25 protein-coding genes and 3 riboswitches are annotated in these 23,186 nt (G+C 30.9%); of the genes, 3 read left to right on the forward strand and 22 right to left on the reverse strand.

The window, feature by feature from the left end; genetic code table 11:
- Positions 1-83: 83 nt before the first annotated feature.
- The 13 genes from J2Z39_RS01010 to J2Z39_RS01070 all read right to left on the reverse strand — a co-directional run bounded on the left by J2Z39_RS01010 (position 84) and on the right by J2Z39_RS01070 (position 11,086).
- Positions 84-869, reverse strand: a complete 786-nt coding sequence (locus J2Z39_RS01010) for a hypothetical protein (RefSeq protein ID WP_117520169.1) — start codon at positions 867-869, stop codon at positions 84-86.
- Entirely contained in the window at positions 869-1,552 is a 684-nt protein-coding gene (locus tag J2Z39_RS01015) for an ABC transporter ATP-binding protein (RefSeq protein WP_117520171.1), read from the reverse strand. The genes J2Z39_RS01010 and J2Z39_RS01015 overlap by 1 nt, the downstream gene beginning before the upstream one ends.
- Positions 1,545-1,910, reverse strand: a complete 366-nt coding sequence (locus J2Z39_RS01020) for a GntR family transcriptional regulator (protein ID WP_117520173.1) — start codon at positions 1,908-1,910, stop codon at positions 1,545-1,547. Before J2Z39_RS01020 ends, J2Z39_RS01015 begins: the two co-directional genes overlap by 8 nt.
- A gap of 142 nt (positions 1,911-2,052) precedes the next feature.
- Positions 2,053-2,613: an energy-coupled thiamine transporter ThiT gene (gene thiT / locus J2Z39_RS01025; RefSeq protein WP_117520175.1), complete on the reverse strand. Its 561-nt coding sequence runs from the start codon at positions 2,611-2,613 to the stop codon at positions 2,053-2,055.
- A 29-nt stretch (positions 2,614-2,642) separates the two neighbouring features.
- Positions 2,643-2,731: riboswitch (TPP riboswitch) on the reverse strand.
- 128 nt (positions 2,732-2,859) lie between these two features.
- Entirely contained in the window at positions 2,860-3,120 is a 261-nt protein-coding gene (locus J2Z39_RS01030; protein WP_117520177.1) for an SH3 domain-containing protein, read from the reverse strand.
- Between the two features lie 49 nt (positions 3,121-3,169).
- On the reverse strand, positions 3,170-4,201 hold the full coding sequence (locus J2Z39_RS01035) for a YveK family protein (RefSeq protein ID WP_209813348.1): 1,032 nt from the start codon (positions 4,199-4,201) through the stop codon (positions 3,170-3,172).
- A gap of 9 nt (positions 4,202-4,210) precedes the next feature.
- Positions 4,211-5,329 carry an EpsG family protein gene (locus tag J2Z39_RS01040; RefSeq protein ID WP_117520181.1) on the reverse strand — a complete coding sequence of 373 codons (1,119 nt, stop codon included), beginning with the start codon at positions 5,327-5,329 and terminating at the stop codon, positions 4,211-4,213.
- A gap of 499 nt (positions 5,330-5,828) precedes the next feature.
- Positions 5,829-6,935 carry an alanine dehydrogenase gene (gene ald, locus J2Z39_RS01045; protein ID WP_209813350.1) on the reverse strand — a complete coding sequence of 369 codons (1,107 nt, stop codon included), beginning with the start codon at positions 6,933-6,935 and terminating at the stop codon, positions 5,829-5,831.
- A 96-nt stretch (positions 6,936-7,031) separates the two neighbouring features.
- A complete protein-coding gene (locus J2Z39_RS01050) occupies positions 7,032-7,682 on the reverse strand; it encodes a metal-dependent transcriptional regulator (RefSeq protein ID WP_209813353.1) in 651 nt (216 codons plus the stop codon).
- A gap of 36 nt (positions 7,683-7,718) precedes the next feature.
- The gene (locus tag J2Z39_RS01055) at positions 7,719-8,555 is read right to left on the reverse strand and encodes a metal ABC transporter permease (RefSeq protein ID WP_117520187.1); all 837 of its coding nucleotides are present in this window, start codon (positions 8,553-8,555) and stop codon (positions 7,719-7,721) included.
- A gap of 3 nt (positions 8,556-8,558) precedes the next feature.
- A complete protein-coding gene (locus tag J2Z39_RS01060) occupies positions 8,559-9,407 on the reverse strand; it encodes a metal ABC transporter permease (protein WP_209813356.1) in 849 nt (282 codons plus the stop codon).
- A 2-nt stretch (positions 9,408-9,409) separates the two neighbouring features.
- A complete protein-coding gene (locus J2Z39_RS01065) occupies positions 9,410-10,117 on the reverse strand; it encodes a metal ABC transporter ATP-binding protein (protein WP_117520191.1) in 708 nt (235 codons plus the stop codon).
- Between the two features lie 6 nt (positions 10,118-10,123).
- Positions 10,124-11,086 (reverse strand): metal ABC transporter solute-binding protein, Zn/Mn family, encoded by a 963-nt coding sequence (locus J2Z39_RS01070; RefSeq protein WP_117520193.1) that lies wholly within the window; start codon positions 11,084-11,086, stop codon positions 10,124-10,126.
- Between the two features lie 132 nt (positions 11,087-11,218).
- On the opposite strand from J2Z39_RS01070, the gene J2Z39_RS01075 reads away from it, so the two are divergent.
- Positions 11,219-12,046, forward strand: coding sequence for a Cof-type HAD-IIB family hydrolase (locus tag J2Z39_RS01075; RefSeq protein WP_117520195.1), 828 nt, complete (start codon positions 11,219-11,221; stop codon positions 12,044-12,046).
- A 34-nt stretch (positions 12,047-12,080) separates the two neighbouring features.
- Here J2Z39_RS01075 and J2Z39_RS01080 read toward each other — a convergent pair whose 3' ends face one another.
- A complete protein-coding gene (locus J2Z39_RS01080; protein WP_209813359.1) occupies positions 12,081-12,638 on the reverse strand; it encodes a hypothetical protein in 558 nt (185 codons plus the stop codon).
- Between the two features lie 102 nt (positions 12,639-12,740).
- Here J2Z39_RS01080 and J2Z39_RS01085 point away from each other — a divergent pair, with 102 nt between their 5' ends.
- Complete coding sequence (locus J2Z39_RS01085) at positions 12,741-13,307, forward strand: DUF3783 domain-containing protein (RefSeq protein ID WP_209813361.1); 567 nt, start codon at positions 12,741-12,743, stop codon at positions 13,305-13,307.
- Between the two features lie 30 nt (positions 13,308-13,337).
- Here the strand turns inward: J2Z39_RS01085 and J2Z39_RS01090 are convergent, their stop codons facing one another.
- On the reverse strand, positions 13,338-14,531 hold the full coding sequence (locus J2Z39_RS01090) for a cation:proton antiporter (protein ID WP_209813362.1): 1,194 nt from the start codon (positions 14,529-14,531) through the stop codon (positions 13,338-13,340).
- Between the two features lie 38 nt (positions 14,532-14,569).
- Positions 14,570-14,641, reverse strand: a riboswitch (Fluoride riboswitch).
- A gap of 93 nt (positions 14,642-14,734) precedes the next feature.
- Here J2Z39_RS01090 and J2Z39_RS01095 point away from each other — a divergent pair.
- A complete protein-coding gene (locus tag J2Z39_RS01095) occupies positions 14,735-15,883 on the forward strand; it encodes a CD0519/CD1768 family membrane protein (RefSeq protein ID WP_117520200.1) in 1,149 nt (382 codons plus the stop codon).
- Positions 15,884-16,114: 231 nt separating this feature from the next.
- On the opposite strand, the gene J2Z39_RS01100 is transcribed toward J2Z39_RS01095, so the two are convergent.
- From J2Z39_RS01100 to rplQ, 7 genes are all read right to left on the reverse strand, one after another.
- A complete protein-coding gene (locus J2Z39_RS01100; protein ID WP_209813365.1) occupies positions 16,115-16,702 on the reverse strand; it encodes a ribonuclease H1 domain-containing protein in 588 nt (195 codons plus the stop codon).
- Entirely contained in the window at positions 16,699-18,150 is a 1,452-nt protein-coding gene (locus tag J2Z39_RS01105; RefSeq protein WP_209813366.1) for an alpha-amylase, read from the reverse strand. Before J2Z39_RS01105 ends, J2Z39_RS01100 begins: the two co-directional genes overlap by 4 nt.
- A complete protein-coding gene (gene deoC, locus J2Z39_RS01110) occupies positions 18,150-18,791 on the reverse strand; it encodes a deoxyribose-phosphate aldolase (protein WP_209813367.1) in 642 nt (213 codons plus the stop codon). Before deoC ends, J2Z39_RS01105 begins: the two co-directional genes overlap by 1 nt.
- Positions 18,778-19,887, reverse strand: coding sequence for a PP2C family protein-serine/threonine phosphatase (locus tag J2Z39_RS01115; RefSeq protein ID WP_209813369.1), 1,110 nt, complete (start codon positions 19,885-19,887; stop codon positions 18,778-18,780). Before J2Z39_RS01115 ends, deoC begins: the two co-directional genes overlap by 14 nt.
- Positions 19,888-20,305: 418 nt before the next feature.
- Positions 20,306-20,947, reverse strand: coding sequence for an HAD family hydrolase (locus J2Z39_RS01120; RefSeq protein ID WP_117520210.1), 642 nt, complete (start codon positions 20,945-20,947; stop codon positions 20,306-20,308).
- Between the two features lie 173 nt (positions 20,948-21,120).
- Positions 21,121-22,428: a phosphomethylpyrimidine synthase ThiC gene (thiC, locus tag J2Z39_RS01125; RefSeq protein WP_117520212.1), complete on the reverse strand. Its 1,308-nt coding sequence runs from the start codon at positions 22,426-22,428 to the stop codon at positions 21,121-21,123.
- 127 nt (positions 22,429-22,555) lie between these two features.
- A riboswitch (TPP riboswitch) is annotated at positions 22,556-22,657 on the reverse strand.
- Positions 22,658-22,843: 186 nt separating this feature from the next.
- A complete protein-coding gene (gene rplQ / locus J2Z39_RS01130) occupies positions 22,844-23,185 on the reverse strand; it encodes a 50S ribosomal protein L17 (protein WP_117520214.1) in 342 nt (113 codons plus the stop codon).
- Between the last annotated feature and the right edge of the window lies 1 nt (position 23,186).

Genomic DNA, 23,186 nt, shown 5'->3' on the forward strand with positions numbered 1-23,186 from the left:
TTTTACTAAGTTAGCTAAGTCAAGTATACACCAAATCAATATTTTATAAAAGAAAAAAGGGGGAGTATCCCCCTCAAAACTTCTTAGTTTACTGATAACTTTTTATCATGGAAGTAATATGTTAGACCATAAAGAATAGCTGATATTACTATATTTATAATTATAGGAAAAGCCATAGAAGCACTAGGAAGCTCTGCAGATATCTCTAAATTATTTGGCCCATAATTAAAAGTAGAAGATACATACTCAGCTAAAGCAGATGCTTGAATCTTAGATGATAGCATACCTAGGGCAAAAAATAATACTAGGAATATAATTATAGGTGTCCATTTTGATTTTTTGCCAAATAACTTAGTAGATCCAGCTGTATTAGCTAGCATTATTATATTTACTAAATAAAGTCCTATAGTAAATATAGTAATTATCAAAGCAAGCACAGTATTTGAACCTATTTGTCCGATACCATTTGCTATTGAGTCTAAAAGCTCTCCTATGCTTAAGTTAGAAGTAACTAATATTAATATGATATAGTTTATAAAAGTAACAATAGCTATTAAAATCCCTAGTAATATGAATCCTACAAGCCTTGCACCACTAATTGCTGATGAAGCTAAGGGTAAGGCTGAATAGAAGGCTGCATTTTTCCCATAGAATCTTTCATAATCATTTTTAGCAGCTATCCCTAGAGCTATAAGAGGACCTATGGTAAGCAAAGTCATAGAAATTGTCATTCCAATTCCTAAAAAAGGGCTATCTTTAAAGATATTTAATAATTGTAAAAACATTAAGGCCGAAGCTATTGGCAATAATAACCATAATATTATAGACTTAAAGTCTTCTTTAAATATTTGTCCTAAAAGTTTTCCCATTATATAACCTCCATAAAGTAATCTTCAACACCCATGTGGTGTTTTTCCCTTATATCATCAACGCTCTCATTTACCACTAGTTTACCATGATCCATAAATAGGACTCTATCTAAGGCACGTTCTACTTCACCGATTAAATGTGTTGATAAAAGCAAAGTTCCATCATAATCAAAGTTATCGATTATAGTAGTTAAAACCATCTTTCTTGATTTTGGGTCAATACCACTTAATGGTTCATCTAAAAGATAGATCTTAGATTTTCTTGATAAAGTTAAGGCTATTTGAAGTTTTTCTTTCATTCCTTTAGAACATTCCTTAATCTTTAGATCTTTGGATATTTCAAATTTTTCTAATAGTTTATAAAATTGATCGCTAGAGAAGTCTTCAAAAAATTTATTATATATATCTACTACTTGATAGATTTTTAAGTTATCATCTAAAGCCAGATGATCTGGTTGATATGACACCATATTATTAGTATCTCCACCAGGTAATTCACCATTTATTTTTACTCTACCTTGGTAGTTTCTCTCAAGACCTGCAAGTATTCTTATAAGCGTTGTTTTACCAGATCCATTTTCACCTACAAGTCCAACAATCTGCCCATCATCTAAGTTTAAGTTGACATTGTCTAAAACAGCTTTGCCGTTATAGACCATAGTTAAGTTTTTAGCCTCAATCATCTTTTCCCTCCCAATATAACCTTAATTGATCAATAGCTTGATTAATATCTAAGTGCAAATTTTCCGCTCCTTCTATAAATTGGTCTGCTAATTCATAAAAGGAAGAATTTTCTAATTTTAATATCAAGTTTTTATTTTCTGTAACAAATCTACCAGCTGTTCGTCTGGTTTCTGTAAGTCCAGCACGCTCAAGCTCTACCAGAGCTTTTTGAACCGTATTTGGATTGACCTCATAAGTACTTGCAAGGTTTCTTACGGAATCAATCTTAGAACCTGCGGGCCATTGTCCAGTCGATATTTTTAGCTTAAATTCTTCTAGAAGTTGCAGATAGATAGGTCTAGAATTATCAAAGTCCATCTACGTCTCCTTAATTTGTATTATTGTATTACTATCTTAGTACAATAATATTATAGCATGGTTTTAAATAAATGCAAGCACTTTTTTCATTTTTTTAAATTAAATAAAAAAAGAGCAAGTTAAAGCTTGCTCCAAAAAAATATTATCTATTTTCTAATTTAGGTAAATCTCTTGTCAAGAAATTTCTTAGTAGATATATGATTAATACAGTTATTATAAATTCTACCGCCAAGAAAGATCCATTATAGGTTATTGAATAAACCCATGAATTCATCCCTTCTGGTGTATATTCTTTAAAAAATATAACTCCTGACAACACATGACAAATTAATCTAGCTAAAACTCCAATAGCAGATCCTTTTAACACAGGTGCTATTGATTTGGTCTTTTGGAATTCTTCTGCATAGATCCCAGCAAGACCTAACAGTCCAAACGCTAATGGATAGTCTAGGATTGCTTGCACTGGATGATATATACCCCCACCTAGCATCATATCTATAATCCCATATAAGGCTCCAACAACAAACCCCTTTCCTGTTCCATATCTCATAGCAAATATAATCAAAGGAATCATTTGTCCAGCAGTAACTGAACCTTCTTGAGGCATGGTAAAAAGCTTAATACGTCCCAACACAAATGATAAGGCTAAACAAATAGCTCCCTCAGTTAACATTCTCGTTGTCCAATTTTTATTATTTTCCATAAAAAATACCTCCTTCTAGCACAATGCTAATAAGAGGTCAGACACTTTCCCCCGCAAGCATTACCTTGAACTGGTTTAAGGGTATATTCTCAGCCATAAGGCACCCCTAGTGCATATGTATATTATAACTTTTTGATAAATTTTTGCAAATCGGAGTAAGGAGTCTCTGATCTAGATATTAGCCTATCATATATCCATAATGATAATAGAATCATTTACTCCTTACAATGTTTAATTTACAGATACTTAGATACCTTTTAATAAGCTTACCTTCACATAAGCTTGATTCCCATTATAGTCTACCCTAACAAATCCTTTTTCAGCTTCTTCTAGAATTGTTACTACAGAACCTTTATCAAGACTATCAAAAGCTGTGCTATCATCTGCTTTAGAGTACATTTTAGCATCTTCTATAGTCTCATAAAGTCCATTTATTTGGACTTCTTCATCTATATATTTGCTTTTTTTATTTTCTTTAATTTCTATATGCTGAGGATTATATGTCACTTGATTTGTACACGATGTTAATGTTAGAGCTATGAGTAAAATTAAGCGCTTATTTATAATAAATCACCCCTAGTACTTTTATACCAAGTCTTTCTAATTCTCTAACTTGCTTTATTAAATCTTTTTTATGTGTAGACTTTTTAGCAACAATTATCTTATAATCTTCTAAACCTGCTAAATCATAGGCTTCTGAATTTTCTAGAGACTCTTCATCTACGAGTATATAATCCTTATCCACATCATAATTTAGAATTTGCTTTTTGACTTGCCTATAATCAAGTCCTTGTGAAGATACAACTGGTGCCTCTATACTCTCAGCTAATTTTTTTGTGATATTAGCTTCATAAGATTTATCATTTATAGAACTTAGACCAATAACTGCTTTGTTAGAAGTATTTATGATTTTTCTTCTAATCTTACCAAGCTCACTTTTATTATCATAGGAAAAATCTCCTAAAACCTCAAGGCCAAGTTGTCTTATATCATCAGCCTCTTCTATCTTATCGGAAAAAATTTCCTTAATTAATAGTATTAAAAGACCTACTAAAGCTCCTACTATAAGTCCTATGATAGAAAATACTATTCCTCTAGTCTTAGATGATTCTTTAACCACAACATTTTGTAGATATTCAATATTTTCCATATTTAGATAATTTTTAGCATAATCTCTAAACTCTTCAATTATTAAAGTAAGGCTATCTCTTGCTCGATTTTCATTTCTATCTTTATAACTAAAGCTAATTACTCCGCCTTGTGGATTTACTTCATACTCTAATTTATCTTCAATATCATCTGATTCTAAGTTTGTATCTAGTTTTTCAGATACTCTTTCGTATAAATCCTCTGATTCCAAAAATTGTGCATAAATATTTGCTAATTTCTCATTTAAAATCAACTTATTATAACTGATGGGTTCATCGTCATTACTTGTTACCATAAGTACTGCCTGAGCCTCATAAGAATCACTATTTAAAACTTTTGTCCCAAAAATTCCAAGTCCTAATACAAGAGCTGGAACTAAAATAAGCCATTTATTCCTTTTGATTGACTCCATAATTTGTTTTGTAGTTATTTTTTCCATTTGTCCTCCTTACCTTAACGAATGGATAGCATTTAAGTTTGTAAAGAAAAAATCATAAGCTGGTGCCTTAGCCATTAAAAATATGGCATAAGGAATTAAAAATATTAGAACACTTAATCCTATCAAAAATCTGCCCAGCTCATCTTCCTCTTTTATTTCTTCCATAACAAGTGGTATGTAAATAATCTCTAATATTGTAAAAAATGTTGAAAATCTGAAAGCTATAGCTATAGATGATCTAAATACTAATAACACTAAAAGACTAAACCAAATAGCCTTGTTACTCGCTTCTTTCATAGATAATTTATCGAAACTCTTTTTGTTAAAATACATTAAGCTTGTCATAAATAAAGCTATAACAAAAATTATCCTAGGATCATAAAATTTCATAGCTCCTGCAAATTTTCCTGTAAAAGTATAGGTCATTACCTTAGTAGACATTCTTCCAAGTCCTATTGCTGCTAATATATTAGCTAGCATTCTAAACATAAAACTAGAAAATACCGATATAACAAAGGCTAAACCCGCTGTAATAATCTTAAAAAGATTGCCTATACTAAAAGACATAAAAAATAAAAATGGCAAGAGAATTATACTCGCTCTATGAAAACTAAAGGCAAATAGAAAAAATAAAAAGCTCTTTAGCCATCTTTTTTCACTAAAAGAATGTATACTTATTAGTCCAAGCCCCACAGCACTAGCAGTTCTTGCAGTCTGCATATCAAACTGGATAAATATAGGTAAAAATATTAAGGCTGATAGAAAAGGATTTGGACTATACTTTAAACTTATAAAGGCTACAGGAATAATAGATAAAATATTCATAAGTACAATTATCCACTGACGTGATAAGCTTAAAATATTTATTAGATAGGAAAATAATCTAAAAGAAAATTCTACAGGATATGAAAAATTCATAACTTTAGAAAAATCAGTTCCTATATCACGGGCAAACCACAAATAATTATAGTAATCCGCATCTCCAGAACCACGAAAGGCTGCAAAGATAAACATGATAAAAAACATTAACCCTGCTAAAAGTTTCTTCTCCCTTTCATCTTTAAATTTTATTAAAGTATTTATTAAAAACAAGCTTAGTTCACTAAGCGTAAATAAAGTAAATCCCATATGCTCCTCTTATTCTAGAAATATTATAACAGATATCAAGACTATTAAAAATATAAATTTAATCTTACTTTGTAATAATACGATAAACATTATATATTTTTTATTAAAATAAATATAACTTAACAAATACTTTACAAATCTCTTATGTTTCTAAAACAATTATCCACTATCATACTTAATAAGGAAACAGTTATAGTTCAACGTATTAATTTTCATCGCAATGCGTACTCTTCCTTAATAAAAAATTATATAAACTGTTTACCTATATGTGCAAAGGTCCTTACCCTCAAACTTTTGTGCTCTCTCACTTAAACTCTTCTTAGCATATATTTTGCAAACTCCGTGAGAGCTTTCAACAGTCAACATGAAGCGTTGGCTGTTTTATTATTAAGGAAGTCTCTTTCTTCCAATCACTAATTTATTAAATATTTAATAAAATTTTATATTAAAAAATAGAGCTGTTTGACCAGCTCTATTTTTTAATGTATTTGTAAACATATTACATATTTATTTCTTTATATTCCATTTCAAGGTCTTCTGCTACTGGTTCGTAAGCTATGCTTCCTTCAAATGTATTAATACCACTGATTATTTCTGGGAATCTTTCACAAGCTGTTTTTAGGCCATTATCCGCTATAGCTTTTGCATATCTTGTTGTAGCATTGCTTAATGCGTAAGTACTTGTTCTAGCAACCGCACCTGGTATATTTGCTACAGCATAGTGAACTACTCCATATTCATTAAACACTGGATTAGAGTGTGATGTTGGTCTATTCTTAGTAAGGTCTGTAGAACCACCTTGGTCAATAGCAACGTCTACTACTACTGAGCCTTCTTTCATCTCTTTTACATATTCTTCTTTGATAAGTTGTGGAGCTTTACGTCCTGGAATTAATACTGTAGAAATTACTAAATCTGCATTTTTAGTAGCTTCTTTGATATTAAGTGGATTTGAATAAAGTGTTTCTACCTTATCTGGGAATATATTTGTAATTTCTGTAAGTGCATCAATATTAACATCTAGAACTGTAACTCTAGCTCCCATACCAACTGCTATTCTTGTTGCAGCTGTACCTACTGTACCAGCTCCTACTACAACTACGTTTGCAGGTCTAACACCTGGTACACCTTGAAGTAGGATTCCTTCTCCACCTTCTGGACTTGTTAGATATCTTGCACCTTCTTGTACAGCCATACGTCCAGCAATTTCTGACATTGGACGTAGTAATGGAAGTTTATTTTCTAGTTGAACAGTTTCATAACCTATACCTATAACTTTATTATCCACTAAAGCTTGTGCTAATTTTTTATTACTTGCTAGGTGAAGGTAAGTATATAATATAAGACCTTCTCTAAAGTATTGGTATTCCTCTTCTAGAGGTTCTTTAACCTTATAAATCATATCAGATTTTTCCCAAACTTCTTTTGCAGTATCTAAAATTTCTGCTCCAGCTTCTTTATAATCTTCATCTGAAATACCTGATCCAATTCCTGCACCTTTTTCGATGTAAACTGTATTATTTTTACTTAGTTCTAATACAGACCCTGGTATAACAGCAACTCTGTTTTCATTATCCTTTATTTCTTTTGGTATTCCTATAATCATATTTTAACTCCTTATATACTATTTAACGAATTCTCTTTGTGACTTTAATTTTATACCCATTTATAATAAATATTAAAACTTGCAATATAATAAGTTTTATTTTTCATCTAATAAATATATATCTTTACTAGCTTTCGGAGAGATTCTTATTTCCTTATTTTTAGTTTTAACAATAACCGTATTATCAAAGTTATCATAAGCAATAAGTTTTATTTTATCGCCTATTTTTATATCAATAGATTCGCAATACTCAAGTAAATCTCTTTTATCTCTTATTCTACTAATTATATACTCTTTATCTGGATTTGCTTGATTCATTTTTATAAGATCCTTTGAAGAACTTTCATTGTTAATAAAAATAACTGAACCATGAGGGCAATAATCAGGATATCCTAGATAAGCATTTAACTTGTCTAATAATTCATCATCTGTTACAGATTGCAAATTATTCGCTATAGGATGGACATCTTTCCAAGAAAATTCTAGTTCCTTTTCAAGAAAGTACTCCCATAATCTATGCTTTGATAAAATCTTTTTTGTTAAAGCTAGACCACTATCTGTTAGTATATTCTCTTTGCTATTTTTAACTAGACCTTGGTCTTTAAGTTTTTTAAGCATCTCTGTAACTGAAGATGGAGCCAAGTCAAGCTGTTCACTTATGGATTTATTAGTTACTTTCTCCCCTTCTCCCATCAGTTTGAAAATTGTTATTAAATAATCTTCCTTTTGTGAATTTACTTCTGGCATATGTCTAAATTTCCTTATCTAACTACTAAATATTCCTTAATTTGTATATTTAATATACTTCTTAACTAAAAGTATAGCTAGATAAGTAATCATATTGATAAATGCAATAAAACCTGCCACAGAAACATTTAAGAATAGGGCAAGATAAAATCCCACTATAGAATTTATAGCTGCTATAATGCAGGCCACTATAAGCGCTGATTTTAAACTCTTTACAAGTTGAAGACTACTAGCTCCAGGCCCTATAAAAAACGATATAACTAGTATAGCACCCACACTATTAAAAGAAATAACTGATGTGATACTAGTTAATGTCATCAGTCCATAAAATAAAAAACTAGTTGGTATGCCTATCAAATAAGCAAAATTATTATCAAAAGTAGATATTTTTAACTTCTGATAATTAATAATTATAAAAAGTATAGTCAATATCAAAATTAATATTCCATAAACTATTGCCACAGATATCTGATGACCAAATATATTAGCAGTTACTAAAGAGGAAAATAAAACTTCCCCCATCAAAACAACATCAGTATCTAGATGAACATTTCTAAAAAACTTACTAATAAGTATTACGGCAAGCGCAAAAAATATTGGAAATACCATACCTATGGCATCATCATATTTACTAATTCCTCTTTTACCTATATTTTCTACTAGATAAACTGTAAGTAAACCTATTAAAGATGCACCTATTATTAATAAAGGAGAGTCTAAATCTTTAACTAAAAAATATGCCAAAACTATACCTAACAATACCGTATGACTTATGGCATCTGTAAGCATAGAAAGATTTCTCAAAATCAAGAATACACCAAGTAAGGAGCAAGTTATTGAAGTTATTATTAAAACTATAAGTGAATCAATCATAAGCTAGCTCCTTATCTTTAAAAATTTTGTAAATGTAATTACAAGAATAGCTATAAATCCTTGGCAAAGAATAATAGTAGGCCCTGTAGAAAATCCAACATATGCTGTTGATATAATACTTCCAACTACTGATGCAAGGACTGATAAAAGGCTAGAGATTATCAAAACTCCTATAAATTTATCACTTAACTTTGCAGCAGTAATAGTAGGTATTATTAATAGAGAGCTAATAAGTATTACACCACAAGTTTTTATCCCAAGACCAATGACTAGAATAGTCATAAATAAAATTAAGTAATCTAATTTATTGGTTCTTATACTCATCATTTCAGCAAATTCTCTATCAAATAAATAACATTTTATATCTCTATAATTTAAGATAATTATAAATAGACAAATCAAAAAAGCTATAGCAAGCAAAAAAATATCTTCTTTCATAAGATAAGCTGCTTGCCCAAAAATATACTTATCAAGTCCTGCCTTACTAGCTTGAGAATAAACAGGATTACCCTGAATATATGACTTAAGAAGTAATCCAAGACCAAAAAATCCTGTTAAATGTATGGCCATATTTGCATCAGCTCCAATTTTACTATTCCTATTAGAATACTGTATCAGAAAATAAGAAAGGCTAGCTGTAAGCATAGCGCCTATAAGTAAAATCGTTGGATTTTTTTGACCACTTAACATAAAACTTAAGATTATGCCTGGATATGTTGAATGACCTAAAGCATCCCCAATAAGAGATTGAGATTTATAAACATTCAGGGAACCTACTATAGCAGATATTATTGCCAAAAGAGAGGTTCCTATTAATATTATCTTAAAAGAGTATAAACTCAAAAGTTTCATAGCTAACTCCTAAATCCAAGGTTAATTACTTCATCAATTTTATTAATGAATAAAGGTCCACAATATTTGATATCCTTATTCAAAACAACAAGATTATCAAAATACTTATTGAGAGTATATATATTATGATGAACAGCTATAATTGTTTTTCCTCTTTTTTGTAGTCTCAAAAATTCATCTGATATAATATCTTCTGTTTTCATATCAACTCCTGTTAGGGGTTCATCTAGTATATAAATATCAGCATCAGAAACCAAGGCTCTTGCTAAAAAGACTCTTTGCTTTTGCCCACCTGATAGATTATTGATTTGCCTATTTTTTAAATCTGCTATGCCCATCTCCTCTAGGGCAGCCATAGCTAAAGCTTTTTCTTTATTAGATATACGACCAAAGGACTTCATTTTTTTATACATTCCCATCATAACAACATCTATTACAGTGGTTGGAAATTGCCAATTTACAGAATCTTTTTGAGGAACATAGGCAATAGATGTCTTAACTTCTTCTAAAGATTTATTCAAAATTTTAATCTCTCCTCTATCCTTTTTTATTAGACCCAAGATAGCTTTGATAAAAGTAGACTTGCCAGCTCCATTTGATCCTACTATTGCACTTCTTGTATTAATGGGAATCTTGACATTTATATTATCTAAAACCAAATTATTACCATAAGAAACATCAAGATTTTTTACCTCTATTGCATAATCCATTTCTACCTACTTTAAATTATCGACCATAAGATCTATATTATGCTTATACATTTTAATATATGTGTCAGCCTCACCAGATTTAGCCGATAAAGAATCCGAATAAAGTTCTTGACCCTCTCCACCTACTACCTTAGTTTCAAAACCCTTGCTTTTTACTATGTCAGCTAATTTCTGCATTCTTTCCGGATTTGTGGTAGATTCTGCAAAAATGGCCTTTATTTTTTTATCAGCAATAAAACTTGCTGTATCCTCTAAGTCTTTATTAGATAACTCAGAATCTGTAGATACACCTTGTGGTGCCATAACACTTATATCATATTTTCTTGAAAAATAATTAAAGGCATCATGAGGTGTTATTAAATATCTTTTATCTTCTGGTAACTCATTTAATCTATCTACTACATAAGTATTTAAATCATCGAGTTTGGCTAAGTACTTTTTGCAATTAGTATCAATTAAATCTTGCATTTTTTCATCATTCTTGTAAAGTTCTTTTAATTTATTAGCTGTATTGGTAAAAGCTTCCTTATAAAGGTCAATATCAAACCAAAAATGTGGGTCAACTATAGTTTCTCCATCTTCATCCATCTGACCTATATCTTTTTTATCAAAAGTTTCAGTTATAGGATAACCAACAGCCTCTAAAGCATCTACCATTTTCCCTTCGAAGTGAAGACCATGATATAAAACTAAATCAGCATCTTTAAGTTTTTTTAAATCTTCTGGTTTGGCAACATAAAGATGAGGGTCTTCTCCAGCAGGTATAATCAGCTCAATATCTGCTTTATCCCCAATAAGTTCATTTACCATATCCGCTATAAATGTAGTAGTAACTGTAATAGCTTTCTTATCAGTCACTTCTTTTGTATTTATCTTTGCTCGAGTATCATCATTATTTATATCTTTTTTATTAGAACAAGCTACCAAACTTGCCATAATCAAAATCAACGCTAAAATTCTTTTCTTCATATTTTACTCCTTATATTTGTTTCATTCAGGAATATTATAATATATTTTTCGCACTTTGTAAATATATTTTTAGGTAAGCCTAATTATTTAGAGCTATATGCTTGTCTTACTTATTAAAGGTATAGTTCTACTATGATTAAATTAATAACCATTGATGTGGATGGCACCCTTGTTACACCACTAAAAAGACTTACAAGTGAAAATATAAAGGCTATAGACAAGGCTCGTGATATGGGAGTACATATAGCTTTAGCATCCGGCAGACCTTATTCTGGTATGAAATCCATTAACAAAAAAATTGGTTTAGATAGAAAGGGAAATTTTACTGTCTGCCAAAATGGATCATATATTTTTGATAATGCAAGCCACAAGCCTATTTCAGGCACTTTCCAAAATCCAGTAGACTTAAAAATTGTAGATGATCTAGTAAAAGATTTTAATGTAGAAGTTTCTGCAATGGATCATGAGGGATTTTATTCAAGACACAAAAAGCCGAGTATTTATACTAAAATAGATGCTAGAATATCAAAACTCCCTATAACCTATGTAAAATACGATGATTTTGCTGATAATAAAACTTTCGGTCGTATCTTAATCTTAGGTAAAAGATCTGCTGTAGATAAACTTTATAGCAATATGCCAAAGGATCTTTGCGAAAAATATTATGCTGTTAGAACAGCCCCATTTTTAATTGAAGTAATGAATAAAAAGACCAATAAAGGATATGCCATATCCGTAATGGCAGAGGATTTAGGTATAAAACAAGAGGAAATAATGAGCATTGGTAACGAGAGAAATGATATACCCATGCTAGAGCAAGCTGGATTTGCAGTAGCTATGGAAAATTCTGTAGCAGAATTAAAATCACACGCAGATTTTATAACAAAATCTAACCGAAAATCAGGTGTTGGATTTGCTATTAATAAATTAATAGATAATAATTTAGAAAAGTTCACATAAAAAGAGCGTTTCATAAAAGCGCTCTTTTCTTTCACTATTTTTTCTTATTATCTTTCTTTGGCTCTGTTATAGAACCTTTATAATCATCTTTAATATATTCATCAAGTTCTTTTTCTTTAGAAATTTCGTAAACAGTTTTCTTCTTTTCAGCTTCTAGTCTTCTAATTATAGTTTGAACTGTTCTCTTAGATTTTGTGATATCAAATTGCTTAAAACGCATATTAGTCTTAATAGCAACATCACTCGGCTTACTATTAGCTGAAGAAAATTCACTCATTTTGCTTGGTAATGAAATCTTATTAGCTAATCTTTCATCAAATAAAAGTAAATTTGCATGAAAATCTAATAACGCTTGCTGTGCGCGATCAATATTGCTATTAACAGCACTAACCTTATTTCCTCTTAAGAAATTTCCTAAAAAATTTCCTCTAAGAGCTTCATGAGATGAGTAATCATATTTACTATCGATTTTTCTTTCCGCTCTATCTAATTGATTAAAAACATCTTTTGCTTGTCTTAATAAACTTTCTACTTGCTTTAATTTTAATTGATAATCTGGTCTTTGGTAACCAGCTGTTGTTTTAATTGCCATAGTCCCTCCCTATGTCTAGTATTTATGATACTTATACCCAGATTTATTATTTGTTTATCATTTGCTTATAAAGTATAGTTGTTTTAGTAAAGTGAGGAAATTATGACAAAAGTTTTATTATATAATATTAAAAAAGATTACGACATAGAAAAATTTAAGGAGCTTGCTGATAGCAAAGACATTGAAATTATTCGTGTTGAAAAAGATGATATTGATCAAAACATTGGCTATCTTTTAGGTTTCGATGGCTATGAAAAAAATGATAAAGATTTAGAATTTGATGCAAGTTTAGATTTTCCATTCATACTTTTTGCAGGATTTGATCGCGATCAATTATTTGAATTCTTAGATCTAATGAGAGAAAATGGTCTTGCTATACAACATAAGGCAGGAGAGACGGAAAATAATGTTAAATGGACATTGCGTGAACTACTTACTGAAAATGATAAAGAAGCAAAAACCATGGGCCTTATTCACAGCATTAATGGGTTATTAGCCAGAGCAGGCGAATTAAAAGAAGAACATGGAGAAGATCCTAAACTTAAAAGATTAGTAGATGAAATGCAAGCATACTTTGATGATTCAAGCCTCTTTGAACTAGAAGTAGCCCAACAATATTATCTAAAACTCGCCAATGAAGTTGCTAGAGTAGAAGAATCTTATAAGTAAAATGAGGTGCTGTTGCAGAACGATAATCATTTATCGTTTTTCAACAGTTCCCTTTTTAAGTAGCTTCTTATAAGTCTTATCTGTTAGTATTGCACCTAAAGGTGCTGTAATTAGTATTGCTATTACTGATACTGACAAGATTAAATTTCCACTAGAAAGACCCATGGATAAAGCTACAGGTCCTATGGCTGCCTGGACTGTGGCTTTTGGTAAATAGGCGAATGATGTAAATAATCTTTCATCTTTATTTAGATTTGTTCCTAAAAGGGAAACATTTACTCCAATCATCCTAAATATCAAACCTATTAAAATTAATAATACGGCTAGTATTCCAGCTTCTTTTACATATGACATGTCTACAGATATTCCTACTAGTACAAATAAGAATAATTCAAATACTTTCCATAGTCTGTCATATGAACTTAAAAGTTCTTTTGTTAAAGTTTCATCTTTCCTATTAATAGTCATCCCACTGACCATAATTGCTATTAAGGCTGCCATAGCTATATAGTTTTCTATTAAATTTTGAAATTTCATCATCAAAAATGAAGTACTTATAAAAATCATTGCCTTATAAATAGAATTAATATAAATTTTATTAAATAAAATAGCTAAAATTTTTCCAACTATAATCCCAAATAAAATTCCTGTAAATATAGAAATAGGAATATTTATAAAGCTCATAGCTGATAATTCACCTCCAGTTTTTAGAGCTAAAAAAGAGGAGAAAAATACTATTACAAATACATCATCTACACTAGCTCCAGCTAAAATCATCTCAGGAATACTTTTATCTCTTCCATACCCCTCATCCATAAGTTTTATCATTCGTGGCACAACTATAGCTGGGCTTACTGCTGCTAAAACTGCTGCAAGTATACCTGCGTCTATAGTGTCTATCTTAAATATCATCTTGCCAAAAATAATTAATCCTAGCATCTCAAAAGTAGCTGGCAAAAAGCTTAAAAAAATAGCTGGACGTCCAACTTTTTTTAGTTTATCAAAGTTTAAAGAAAGTCCCGCACGAGTCAATATAGTTACCAAGGCAATTTGCCTTAAATCAGCACTTAAATTTACAATATTTTCACTAACAAGCCCAAATTGATTAGGACTTATTAATATCCCCGCAATGAGCATGCCGATAATAGGTGCAAGCCCTATTTTTTCTGAAAATCTTGCAAAAATAATACCAAAAATAAAAATAATAGCTATATCTGTTAACATAAAATCTCCTCATATTAAAAAAAAAGCTGATACTATCTGCACTCGCAGAAGTCATCAGCTTTTAGCGGTTTTGAATAATTTCATGGAAGAACTTCATTTCCATTTCTATAATAAATTTTACTAATATCTCTATATTTTACAAGTATTAATAGACAATATTTTGTTAATCTATTATAATTATACATATTAGAAAAGAGGTTATAATGAATAATCAGAGAAAATACATAAAAAATATTAGCAAGGAAAATTTTATATTCGTAGTCCTATTTTTCGGATTTTTTATCCCTATCGCAAAAACAATGGGCCTTACTAATATGCTTTCAACAATTATGAGTCAAGCCTTTGATTTACTTATAAATACTTGCCTTTATCTTATGGCAATATGTGTATTAACAGGATCTCTATCAGCTTTATTTGCTGAGTTTGGATTTATTGCCTTAATAGATGTCCTGCTTTCAAAAATAATGAAGCCTATCTATAATCTTCCAGGAGCATCTTCTCTAGGTATATTAAATTGCTATTTGTCTGATAACCCATCAATATTAACTCTGGCAGATGAGGAAAATTTTAAATCACTATTTAAAAAGTTTCAACTACCATCTTTGACTAATCTAGGGACATCATTTGGCATGGGACTAATAGTTACTACTAGCCTAGGTGCCTTACCACTAGAAAAAGCTGGCAAAGCTGCTCTTATAGGAAATCTTGGCGCTTTCATAGGTTCCATTGTAAGCGTTAGAATGATGCAATCATTTACTAAAAAAGAATATGGCACAGAAGAAATGGTAAATGTAGAGTCACTTAAAGATTTGCCTAAAGATTCTAGAACTATTCGAAATGGCTCTGTTGGAGTAAGATTTATAGAAGCTTTACTCGATGGTGGCAAGTCTGGTGTAAACATGGGAGTATCAATAATTCCAGGTGTTATAAGTATATGCACTATCATAATGCTTCTAACAAATACAGCAAATCCTGATGGGATTTATACAGGTGCCATTAATGAAGGTATTCCTGTTCTACCATGGATAGGAAATAAGCTTTCTTTTATATTAAATCCTTTATTTGGATTTACTCATAGTGAATCAATAGCAGTTCCAATAACAGCCCTAGGATCTGCGGGGGCAGCTATGGGCGTTGCTAAAGGACTTGTAACTTCTAATCTTGCAAGCGCCAATGATTTAGCAGTGTTCACAGCAATTTGCATGTGCTGGTCAGGATATTTATCCACCCATGTTGCAATGATGGATGCTATTGGATCAAAAGATCTTACTGGTAAAGCCATTTTGTCACATACAATTGGTGGTATCGTTGCTGGCTTTTCAGCTCACTTGATATTTATGGTGCTTGCTTAGTTATGATTTTCATATATTTTTATTAAATATTATTTTATAACTTATGTATACTCTCTCGGTGGTATGGTGATTATGATTACAGTAATCTCCACGATCCCGAGAACGCGAGTAGATATAACACACTAAAATAATAATTAAATTACACAACATTCTATATAGATTCAATAACAAAATAATAACTTTAAAAAGAGCTGTCGCAAAATAAATATCTATTATTTGCAACAGCCTCTTTTATATTTCTATACCACAAGCTTTCTTTGCAAGTAAATCTGCTTTATCATTGTACTTATCGTTAGAATGACCTTTTACTTTTACAAAATTTATTTTTATTCTTTTTCTTGCTTCATATATAAATCTCTTATAGGATTTGGTAAGATCATTATTAGTCTTCCAGTGCCCATCTGCCCAACTTGCTATGCCTTGGTAGTCGTGGTAGATTACTATTTGATCTTTCTTATCTTTGATAGCTTCACTTATGGCAAGTTCACTTGCCTTAACTTCTCCTGCTACATTTCTATGAGTATGATAAGAATCATCGTAAGACCTCATTAATTCTTTTTCTTTTCCTTCTGTAATATATACTACTCCTGATCCATAAACTTTTAGTTTTTGATTGTAAGAACCGTCTACATAAGCTATTACAGAATTTTCTGTTAATTCTAACTCTTTTTTGCTATCATCCATAAAAGTATTAGCATCTTCTAAACTTTTAAATGACTTATAGATTGCTCCACTATAGCCTTTTACTTCTTCTAAACAAGAATCCCAGGATGTATATATCCCAGGATTCCTACCTTTTTTTACTGCATAATATTTCATAATGTTTCTTTATTTGTCCAATAAGTTACTTTCCCGCCGCCTACTGTAAATAATCCATTTCCATCATCATCTATAACTACTTCTTCATTTTTACCTGATAGATCTACATAAGTAGCACCTGCTTCACTTTCTCCAACGTGCATTTGTTTTTCTGCATTATCTTTGATTGAAATTAGTACTGCTAGTGGCTTGTGTTCCTCATCTCCGCGTCTAACCCAACCTATAACTGCTGGATCATCGAAGTAATCATCTTGATCTCCATAATTATAGTTCTTACGAACTTTTATCATATTATTAATCATACCTTCTAATGAATCTGTTTTTGTTGGTCCACAAAGTCCATAATAATCACCTGCAAATATACATGGGTAGCCATCTTTTCTAAATAAAATTAAGGCATAGGCTATTTCCTTAAACCATCCATCTACCCAAGAATCAAGTCCTTGACCTGGTTGGCTATCGTGATTATCTACAAAAGTAACCGCTTGTTCTGGAAAGTCTTTTACAATAGTATTATCAAAAATCTTTCTCATATCGTAATTGCCCATGGACTTACTAGCTTCTTCAAAGTGAAAGTGAAGCGGCACATCAAATAGATCTATTTGATAATTTGTAGATTCTAAATATGCACTAATAGTATCCTTAGAATATTGCCAAAATTCTCCAAATAGATAAAAGTTTTCTATCCCATTTTCATCTATGATATGACCTGATAAATCTTTGATAAAGTCTTCTGATATATGTTTTAAAGCATCGTAACGGAAGCCATCTACATCAGTCTCTTTTATAAACCAGTCAGTCCATTTAAATATTTCATCACGTACTTCTGGGTGAGTATGGTCTATATCGTTATTCATAAGGTAATCAAAGTTTCCTTTTTCATTGGAAACATCGATATCCCAATATTTCCCATCTCCAACTATCCTATAGATAGCAGAAGTTTCTGATAAATCATCATAGTCTACACCGGTAAAGTGATACCAGTGCCATTGCATTCCGGAATATTTTCCCTTACGACCTGGAAAAGTGAAATGAGTCCAAGCTTCTATATCAGTTTCTTCTCCAACATCTTGAGTACGGTTATTTTGATCAACCATTACTGCCTTAAACTTTTCTTTTGCATCTCCATTTCCCTTATGGTTTAAAACTACATCAGCATAGCATTTTATTCCTGCTTCATGAAGAGAGTTTATCGCCTCTAGTAGCTCTTCTTTAGTACCATATTTGGTTCTTATTGTTCCTTTTTGGTCAAATTCTCCCAAATCCCAAAGGTCATAGGCACCATAACCTACATCCATATCGGATCCACCCTTGGTCATTGGTGGCATCCATAGTGCATCTATGCCATTTTCTTTAAGTTTTTTTGCATTTTTTCTTAGATTTTTATAAAAACTGCCATCTGCTGGAGTGTCCCACTCGAAAGATTGCATCATTACTTCATTTGCCATTATTTATCCTCTGCACAAATTTCTATAGACTTGCTTGCTCCAATTCTACTAGCTCCTGCTTCTACCATTTCTAATGCTTCACTTGCCGTATGAATTCCTCCACTAGCTTTCACTCCTATATTAGGACCCACTGTTTTTCGCATAGTAGCTATATGTTTAGCTTTTGCACCATCTGTTGAAAAACCAGTAGATGTTTTTACAAAATCAGCTCCTGCTTTTACTGCAAGATCGCAAGCTTTTATAATTTCTTCTTCTGTAAGTAAACAAGTTTCCACGATAACTTTTAAAATATTATTTCCACAAGCCTCTTTAACTGCTTTTATATCTTCTATAACATAGTCATAGTCTTTTTCCTTGAGTCGGCCAATTTCTATAACCATATCAATTTCATTAGCACCATCTTCTATAGCACATTTTGTCTCATAAGCCTTAGCAGATGTAGCCATAGCTCCTAATGGAAATCCAACAACCGCAGTTATTTTTACATCTTTATTATAGTCTTTTATAAGTTTTACAAATGATGAATTTACACATACACTGTAAAAATCATTTTCTATGGCTTCATCTACAAGCTTTTTTATATCAGAGCTTGTAGCCTCTGGCTTAAGATTCGTATGGTCAATCAATCTATTTAACCTCATCTTCGTTCTCCTTATAAGAAATCATAGCAAGGGTTATATCATCTTGTTGCTCTCCCCAAGTAAAATCACTTATTCTATCATATATCTTATTTATATCCTGAAATTTACAAAAAGTTTCTCTTAATTTCTCAAGACCAAATTCTTTTTTATCTTCATTACTAGCTTCTATTGCTCCATCAGTAAAAAAAAGAATTTTGTCCCCTTCTTCTAAGTTTAAGGTCACTTCATTATATACATCTGGTTCTATAATATTTGAAATCATTCTACCATTAGCATGGAGAAATTTGCAAGTATAGGCACTATTCTTATATAGCATTGGTGGGCAATTATGACCAGCATTAGAAAATATTAAGCTATTGTCTTTAAAATCGAAAATTCCAAGCCAAGCTGTAAAATACTGAGAAGAATCTATATCTAAATCAAAAAATCTTTCACGAAGTTTAAGAAAGGCATCTGAAGGAGTAAATTCTGGGTGCTTATCAAAAATTGAGCCTATAGATACCTTAATGAACATAGTCATTATAGATGCCTTGACCCCATGTCCCATTACATCAGCTATATAAAATGCATATCTACTATCATCTAGCCTTATAATGTCATAAAGATCTCCAGAAACATTAGCACTAGGTATATATATACCTTCTAAAATAATATTTCCATAATCCTTACTTTTAGGTAAAATAGAAGACTGAACTTTTCTAACAAATCTTATATCATCAAGCATACTTCGATTAGCTTCAAATAACTCAATTTTCATCATAGTTTCTCTAGTTATATCACGAAAAACTTCAACTGTACCCTTGTATTTATCTTCATAAAAAATAGGAGAAGCCTTTATGCTATAGTATCTTTCTGAAATAAGTTTTTCCTCAACTACAGTGGTATTTCTAATAGACTCATTCTCACTTGCAAGGTTACGGGGGACATTTTCATCTAGATATATCTTAAGATCTTCGGACTTCTTCCTAGCTTCTTTTAAAGAATCATTAATAAACATAGTGTTTCCTTTAGGGTCCACTATCCTAACCCAATCATCCATTGAGTTTAACACAGCAAAATTTGTTTCTTCTAATTTATCTACAAGTGTTTTTGCCATAACTTCCATCCCTTAACACATTAATTTTTGAAACTTCTTACTAATAACTATATCATTTTACCTAAACTTTGGCAAATAATTCTCAAAGTATATATACTTGGAATTTCAACGTTTATAAGATTTAAATTGAATTTAAGGAAAGCAATATTTAAAATTTCTAATTTTATAAGCTTTATATAAGTAATAAAGATAAATATATTGACCAAAAATTACAATACTATAATAAAATGGATTCATTTTATATAACAAGTAAGTTTTTTTATAAAATATAAAAATAATACTTATTAACTATTCTTCCTATTTTTACATATAGAAAGATAAATTGAAGATAATAAACTCGTATTAACCTATATCACATGCCAAAGTATATTGTATAATACTTTATTATCTTTGTATTTATAATATAATTATCTAATGATTAATTTATGTAATTAATAACTTGATAAAGATCAACAAGCTCTCTATCAGCATCAAAATTTTTATCAAAAGAAGTATCATGAACTATAAAGTAGTCAATACCAGCAGCTTTGGCAGCCTTATATCCATTATTTGAATCTTCTAATATAAGTGCTTCATTTTTTTCAACCCTAGCTTTTTCGATTGCCTTTATAAATATTTCTGGATTTGGTTTACTTTCTTTAAGTTCTTCTCCGGATATAATAAAATCAAAGTATTCGTAAATTCTTTCCTTCTCTAATAAAAATGAAACTTTTTCTCTAGAAGAAGATGATGCTACACAAGCCCTAATATTATTTTCTTTAATAAATTTTAATAGTTGGTCAAGTCCTTCTTTTTTGATACTTTTTTCATAACTCTTAAAATATTCTTCTCTATAATCTTTAAGTTTATTTCTAAACTGTGTAGTTTTTTCTTCACTGCCTATATCATCTGCAATAAATCTATGAATACCAGCTTCACTCATTCCAGCCATTTGGTTTCTTTTATTTATATCATAGGAAAATCCATAATCTGCAGCAAACTTTTTGCAAGATTCATAATACATTTTCTCAGTATCAAACATCAAACCATCCATGTCAAATATTATTAGCTTATATTTCATTTCAATCTCCTAACTATGTTTTTCGTATTAATTAATAATATTACTATTTTTAGTTATTAAATCAAAGTCTATAAAACATAATGGTAGGTATATATTTTTTATTTATCTAAATCTTTAATATAAATAACAAAAAAGGCAAGGTATAATAAGCCTTACCTCTACTAATACTTTTATTATAATATATCTATTTCTTCACCTTCTAGGGCCTTGTTCATGCTCCTAATTGAGCAGAATTTACCACACATAGAACATGAATCTTCATTTTCTGGCTTGTATTCATCCCTTTTTGTGCGTGCTTTTTCTGGGTCCATGGCAATGTTAAATTGTGCTTCCCAATCTAGATTTCTTCTAGCATCTGCCATTTGATCATCTAGCTCTCTTGATTTTGGCAACTTATTTGCTATATCTGCTGCATGAGCTGCAATTTTAGTTGCAATAATACCTTCTCTAGTATCTTCTACATTAGGTAAGCCTAAGTGTTCTGCAGGAGTTACATAACAAAGAAAGCTAGCTCCATTTTGAGCAGCTATAGCTCCCCCTATAGCTGCTGTTATGTGATCATAACCTGGAGCTATATCTGTAACTATTGGCCCTAATACGTAGAAAGGTGCTCCTTTACATAAACTTTGTTGTATTTTCATATTAGCTGCTATTTGATCCATAGGCATGTGTCCTGGTCCTTCTACCATTACTTGTACATCCTTATCCCAAGCTCTTTGTGTAAGTTCTCCAAGTCTAACTAGCTCATCAATTTGAGATATATCAGATGCATCTGCAAGACAACCTGGACGACAAGCGTCTCCTAGGGATATAGTAACGTCATATTCACGACAAATATCTAAGATTTCATCGTAATATTCATAGAATGGATTTTCCTCTCCAGTCATACTCATCCAAGCAAATACTAGAGAACCGCCTCGAGAAATTATATTCATCTTTCTCTTTTCATTCTTTATTTGATCCATAGTTTTTTTATTTATACCACAGTGAAGAGTTACAAAATCCACACCATCTTCTGCGTGTAGTCTTATTACATCTACAAAATCTCTTCCACTTATATCTTTAAGGTCTCTTTGATAATGGATTACAGCATCATATACTGGTACTGTTCCAAGCATTACCTTGCTTTCTTCAACAAGTTTTTGTCTAAATGGTTGGGTGTTTCCATGACTTGATAAGTCCATAATTGCATGAGCACCAAGTTCTATAGTTTTATTTACTTTTTCTATTTCCTTATCATAGTCTTTTGCATCTCTTGATATACCCAAGTTAACATTAACCTTTGTTGTAAGCATTGATCCTAATCCTTCTGGATCTATTGCTTTATGTTTAATATTTGCTGGAATAATGGCTTTACCTTCAGCTATGTATCCTCTTAAAGTCTCTGGATCTATATTTTCTTTTTTAGCAACGACTTCCATTTCAGAAGTTATTATCCCCATTCTAGCAGCTTGCATTTGTGTCTTGTAATTTCTTTGCATTTTATTAGCTCTCCTTTTTTAATTTTTATTATTCAAGGTTGATTTATATATAGAGGAGAACCCATGTTAATCGTAATACATCTACGTTAAGGATTATAAAATAAAAAATACCTGCAAAAATATGCAAGTACTACATCTTTTTGCTCCCTACGCTAGTATTAACTAACAGGTTCTAAGGGTCAGGTTTTACCTTCTCAACTTTTATAGTAAAGTCCCCCTGCGATTTATTTAATTTAACCTACAATCATCCTAACACTATGTATTAGCTTTGTCAAATTGCTATTTTTAAAATTAAGATAAATAAAAAAGCACCTTTGTTTCGCCAAAGATGCTAGAAGTCTTGTTTTAACTTATTAATTTATTTTTATACTAATAACTAAGCCCAATATTACTCTCTTATCAGACTGGATTATTATTAAACTAATTCAAGTATAGCTCTTTCTGAGCCATCTCCTCTCCTTGGTCCTAGTTTTAATACTCTTGTGTATCCACCGTTTCTTTCAGCATATTCTGGAGCTATTTCGTCAAATAGCTTTTGAACTGTTGAAGGTTTATAAATGTAAGCTGCTGCTTGTCTTCTTGAGTGAAGTGTATTTTCTTTGCCAAGACTAATCATTTTTTCTGCCATCTTTTGTGTTTCTTTAGCTCTTGAAATAGTAGTTTCAATTCTACCGTTTTCGAATAAAGAAGTCACTTGGTTTCTAAGCATGGTATTTCTATGGTCAGTTCTTCTGCCAAGTTTTCTTTTATTAGCCATT

Source organism: Anaerococcus nagyae (assembly GCF_017874535.1).
GTDB classification, from domain to species: Bacteria; Bacillota; Clostridia; order Tissierellales; family Peptoniphilaceae; genus Anaerococcus; species Anaerococcus nagyae.

Bases quoted from the DNA above. Each gene is read 5' to 3' on its own strand.
- J2Z39_RS01010 (WP_117520169.1), bottom strand. From the start codon at position 869: ATGGGAAAACTTTTAGGACAAATATTTAAAGAAGACTTTAAGTCTATA.
- J2Z39_RS01015 (WP_117520171.1), bottom strand. From the start codon at position 1,552: ATGATTGAGGCTAAAAACTTAACTATGGTCTATAACGGCAAAGCTGTT.
- J2Z39_RS01020 (WP_117520173.1), bottom strand. From the start codon at position 1,910: ATGGACTTTGATAATTCTAGACCTATCTATCTGCAACTTCTAGAAGAA.
- thiT (WP_117520175.1), bottom strand. From the start codon at position 2,613: ATGGAAAATAATAAAAATTGGACAACGAGAATGTTAACTGAGGGAGCT.
- J2Z39_RS01035 (WP_209813348.1), bottom strand. From the start codon at position 4,201: ATGGAAAAAATAACTACAAAACAAATTATGGAGTCAATCAAAAGGAAT.
- J2Z39_RS01040 (WP_117520181.1), bottom strand. From the start codon at position 5,329: ATGGGATTTACTTTATTTACGCTTAGTGAACTAAGCTTGTTTTTAATA.
- ald (WP_209813350.1), bottom strand. From the start codon at position 6,935: ATGATTATAGGAATACCAAAAGAAATAAAGGATAATGAAAACAGAGTT.
- J2Z39_RS01050 (WP_209813353.1), bottom strand. From the start codon at position 7,682: ATGCCAGAAGTAAATTCACAAAAGGAAGATTATTTAATAACAATTTTC.
- J2Z39_RS01055 (WP_117520187.1), bottom strand. From the start codon at position 8,555: ATGATTGATTCACTTATAGTTTTAATAATAACTTCAATAACTTGCTCC.
- J2Z39_RS01060 (WP_209813356.1), bottom strand. From the start codon at position 9,407: ATGAAACTTTTGAGTTTATACTCTTTTAAGATAATATTAATAGGAACC.
- J2Z39_RS01065 (WP_117520191.1), bottom strand. From the start codon at position 10,117: ATGGATTATGCAATAGAGGTAAAAAATCTTGATGTTTCTTATGGTAAT.
- J2Z39_RS01070 (WP_117520193.1), bottom strand. From the start codon at position 11,086: ATGAAGAAAAGAATTTTAGCGTTGATTTTGATTATGGCAAGTTTGGTA.
- J2Z39_RS01075 (WP_117520195.1), top strand. From the start codon at position 11,219: ATGATTAAATTAATAACCATTGATGTGGATGGCACCCTTGTTACACCA.
- J2Z39_RS01080 (WP_209813359.1), bottom strand. From the start codon at position 12,638: ATGGCAATTAAAACAACAGCTGGTTACCAAAGACCAGATTATCAATTA.
- J2Z39_RS01085 (WP_209813361.1), top strand. From the start codon at position 12,741: ATGACAAAAGTTTTATTATATAATATTAAAAAAGATTACGACATAGAA.
- J2Z39_RS01090 (WP_209813362.1), bottom strand. From the start codon at position 14,531: ATGTTAACAGATATAGCTATTATTTTTATTTTTGGTATTATTTTTGCA.
- J2Z39_RS01095 (WP_117520200.1), top strand. From the start codon at position 14,735: ATGAATAATCAGAGAAAATACATAAAAAATATTAGCAAGGAAAATTTT.
- J2Z39_RS01100 (WP_209813365.1), bottom strand. From the start codon at position 16,702: ATGAAATATTATGCAGTAAAAAAAGGTAGGAATCCTGGGATATATACA.
- J2Z39_RS01105 (WP_209813366.1), bottom strand. From the start codon at position 18,150: ATGGCAAATGAAGTAATGATGCAATCTTTCGAGTGGGACACTCCAGCA.
- deoC (WP_209813367.1), bottom strand. From the start codon at position 18,791: ATGAGGTTAAATAGATTGATTGACCATACGAATCTTAAGCCAGAGGCT.
- J2Z39_RS01115 (WP_209813369.1), bottom strand. From the start codon at position 19,887: ATGGCAAAAACACTTGTAGATAAATTAGAAGAAACAAATTTTGCTGTG.
- J2Z39_RS01120 (WP_117520210.1), bottom strand. From the start codon at position 20,947: ATGAAATATAAGCTAATAATATTTGACATGGATGGTTTGATGTTTGAT.
- thiC (WP_117520212.1), bottom strand. From the start codon at position 22,428: ATGCAAAGAAATTACAAGACACAAATGCAAGCTGCTAGAATGGGGATA.
- rplQ (WP_117520214.1), bottom strand. From the start codon at position 23,185: ATGGCTAATAAAAGAAAACTTGGCAGAAGAACTGACCATAGAAATACC.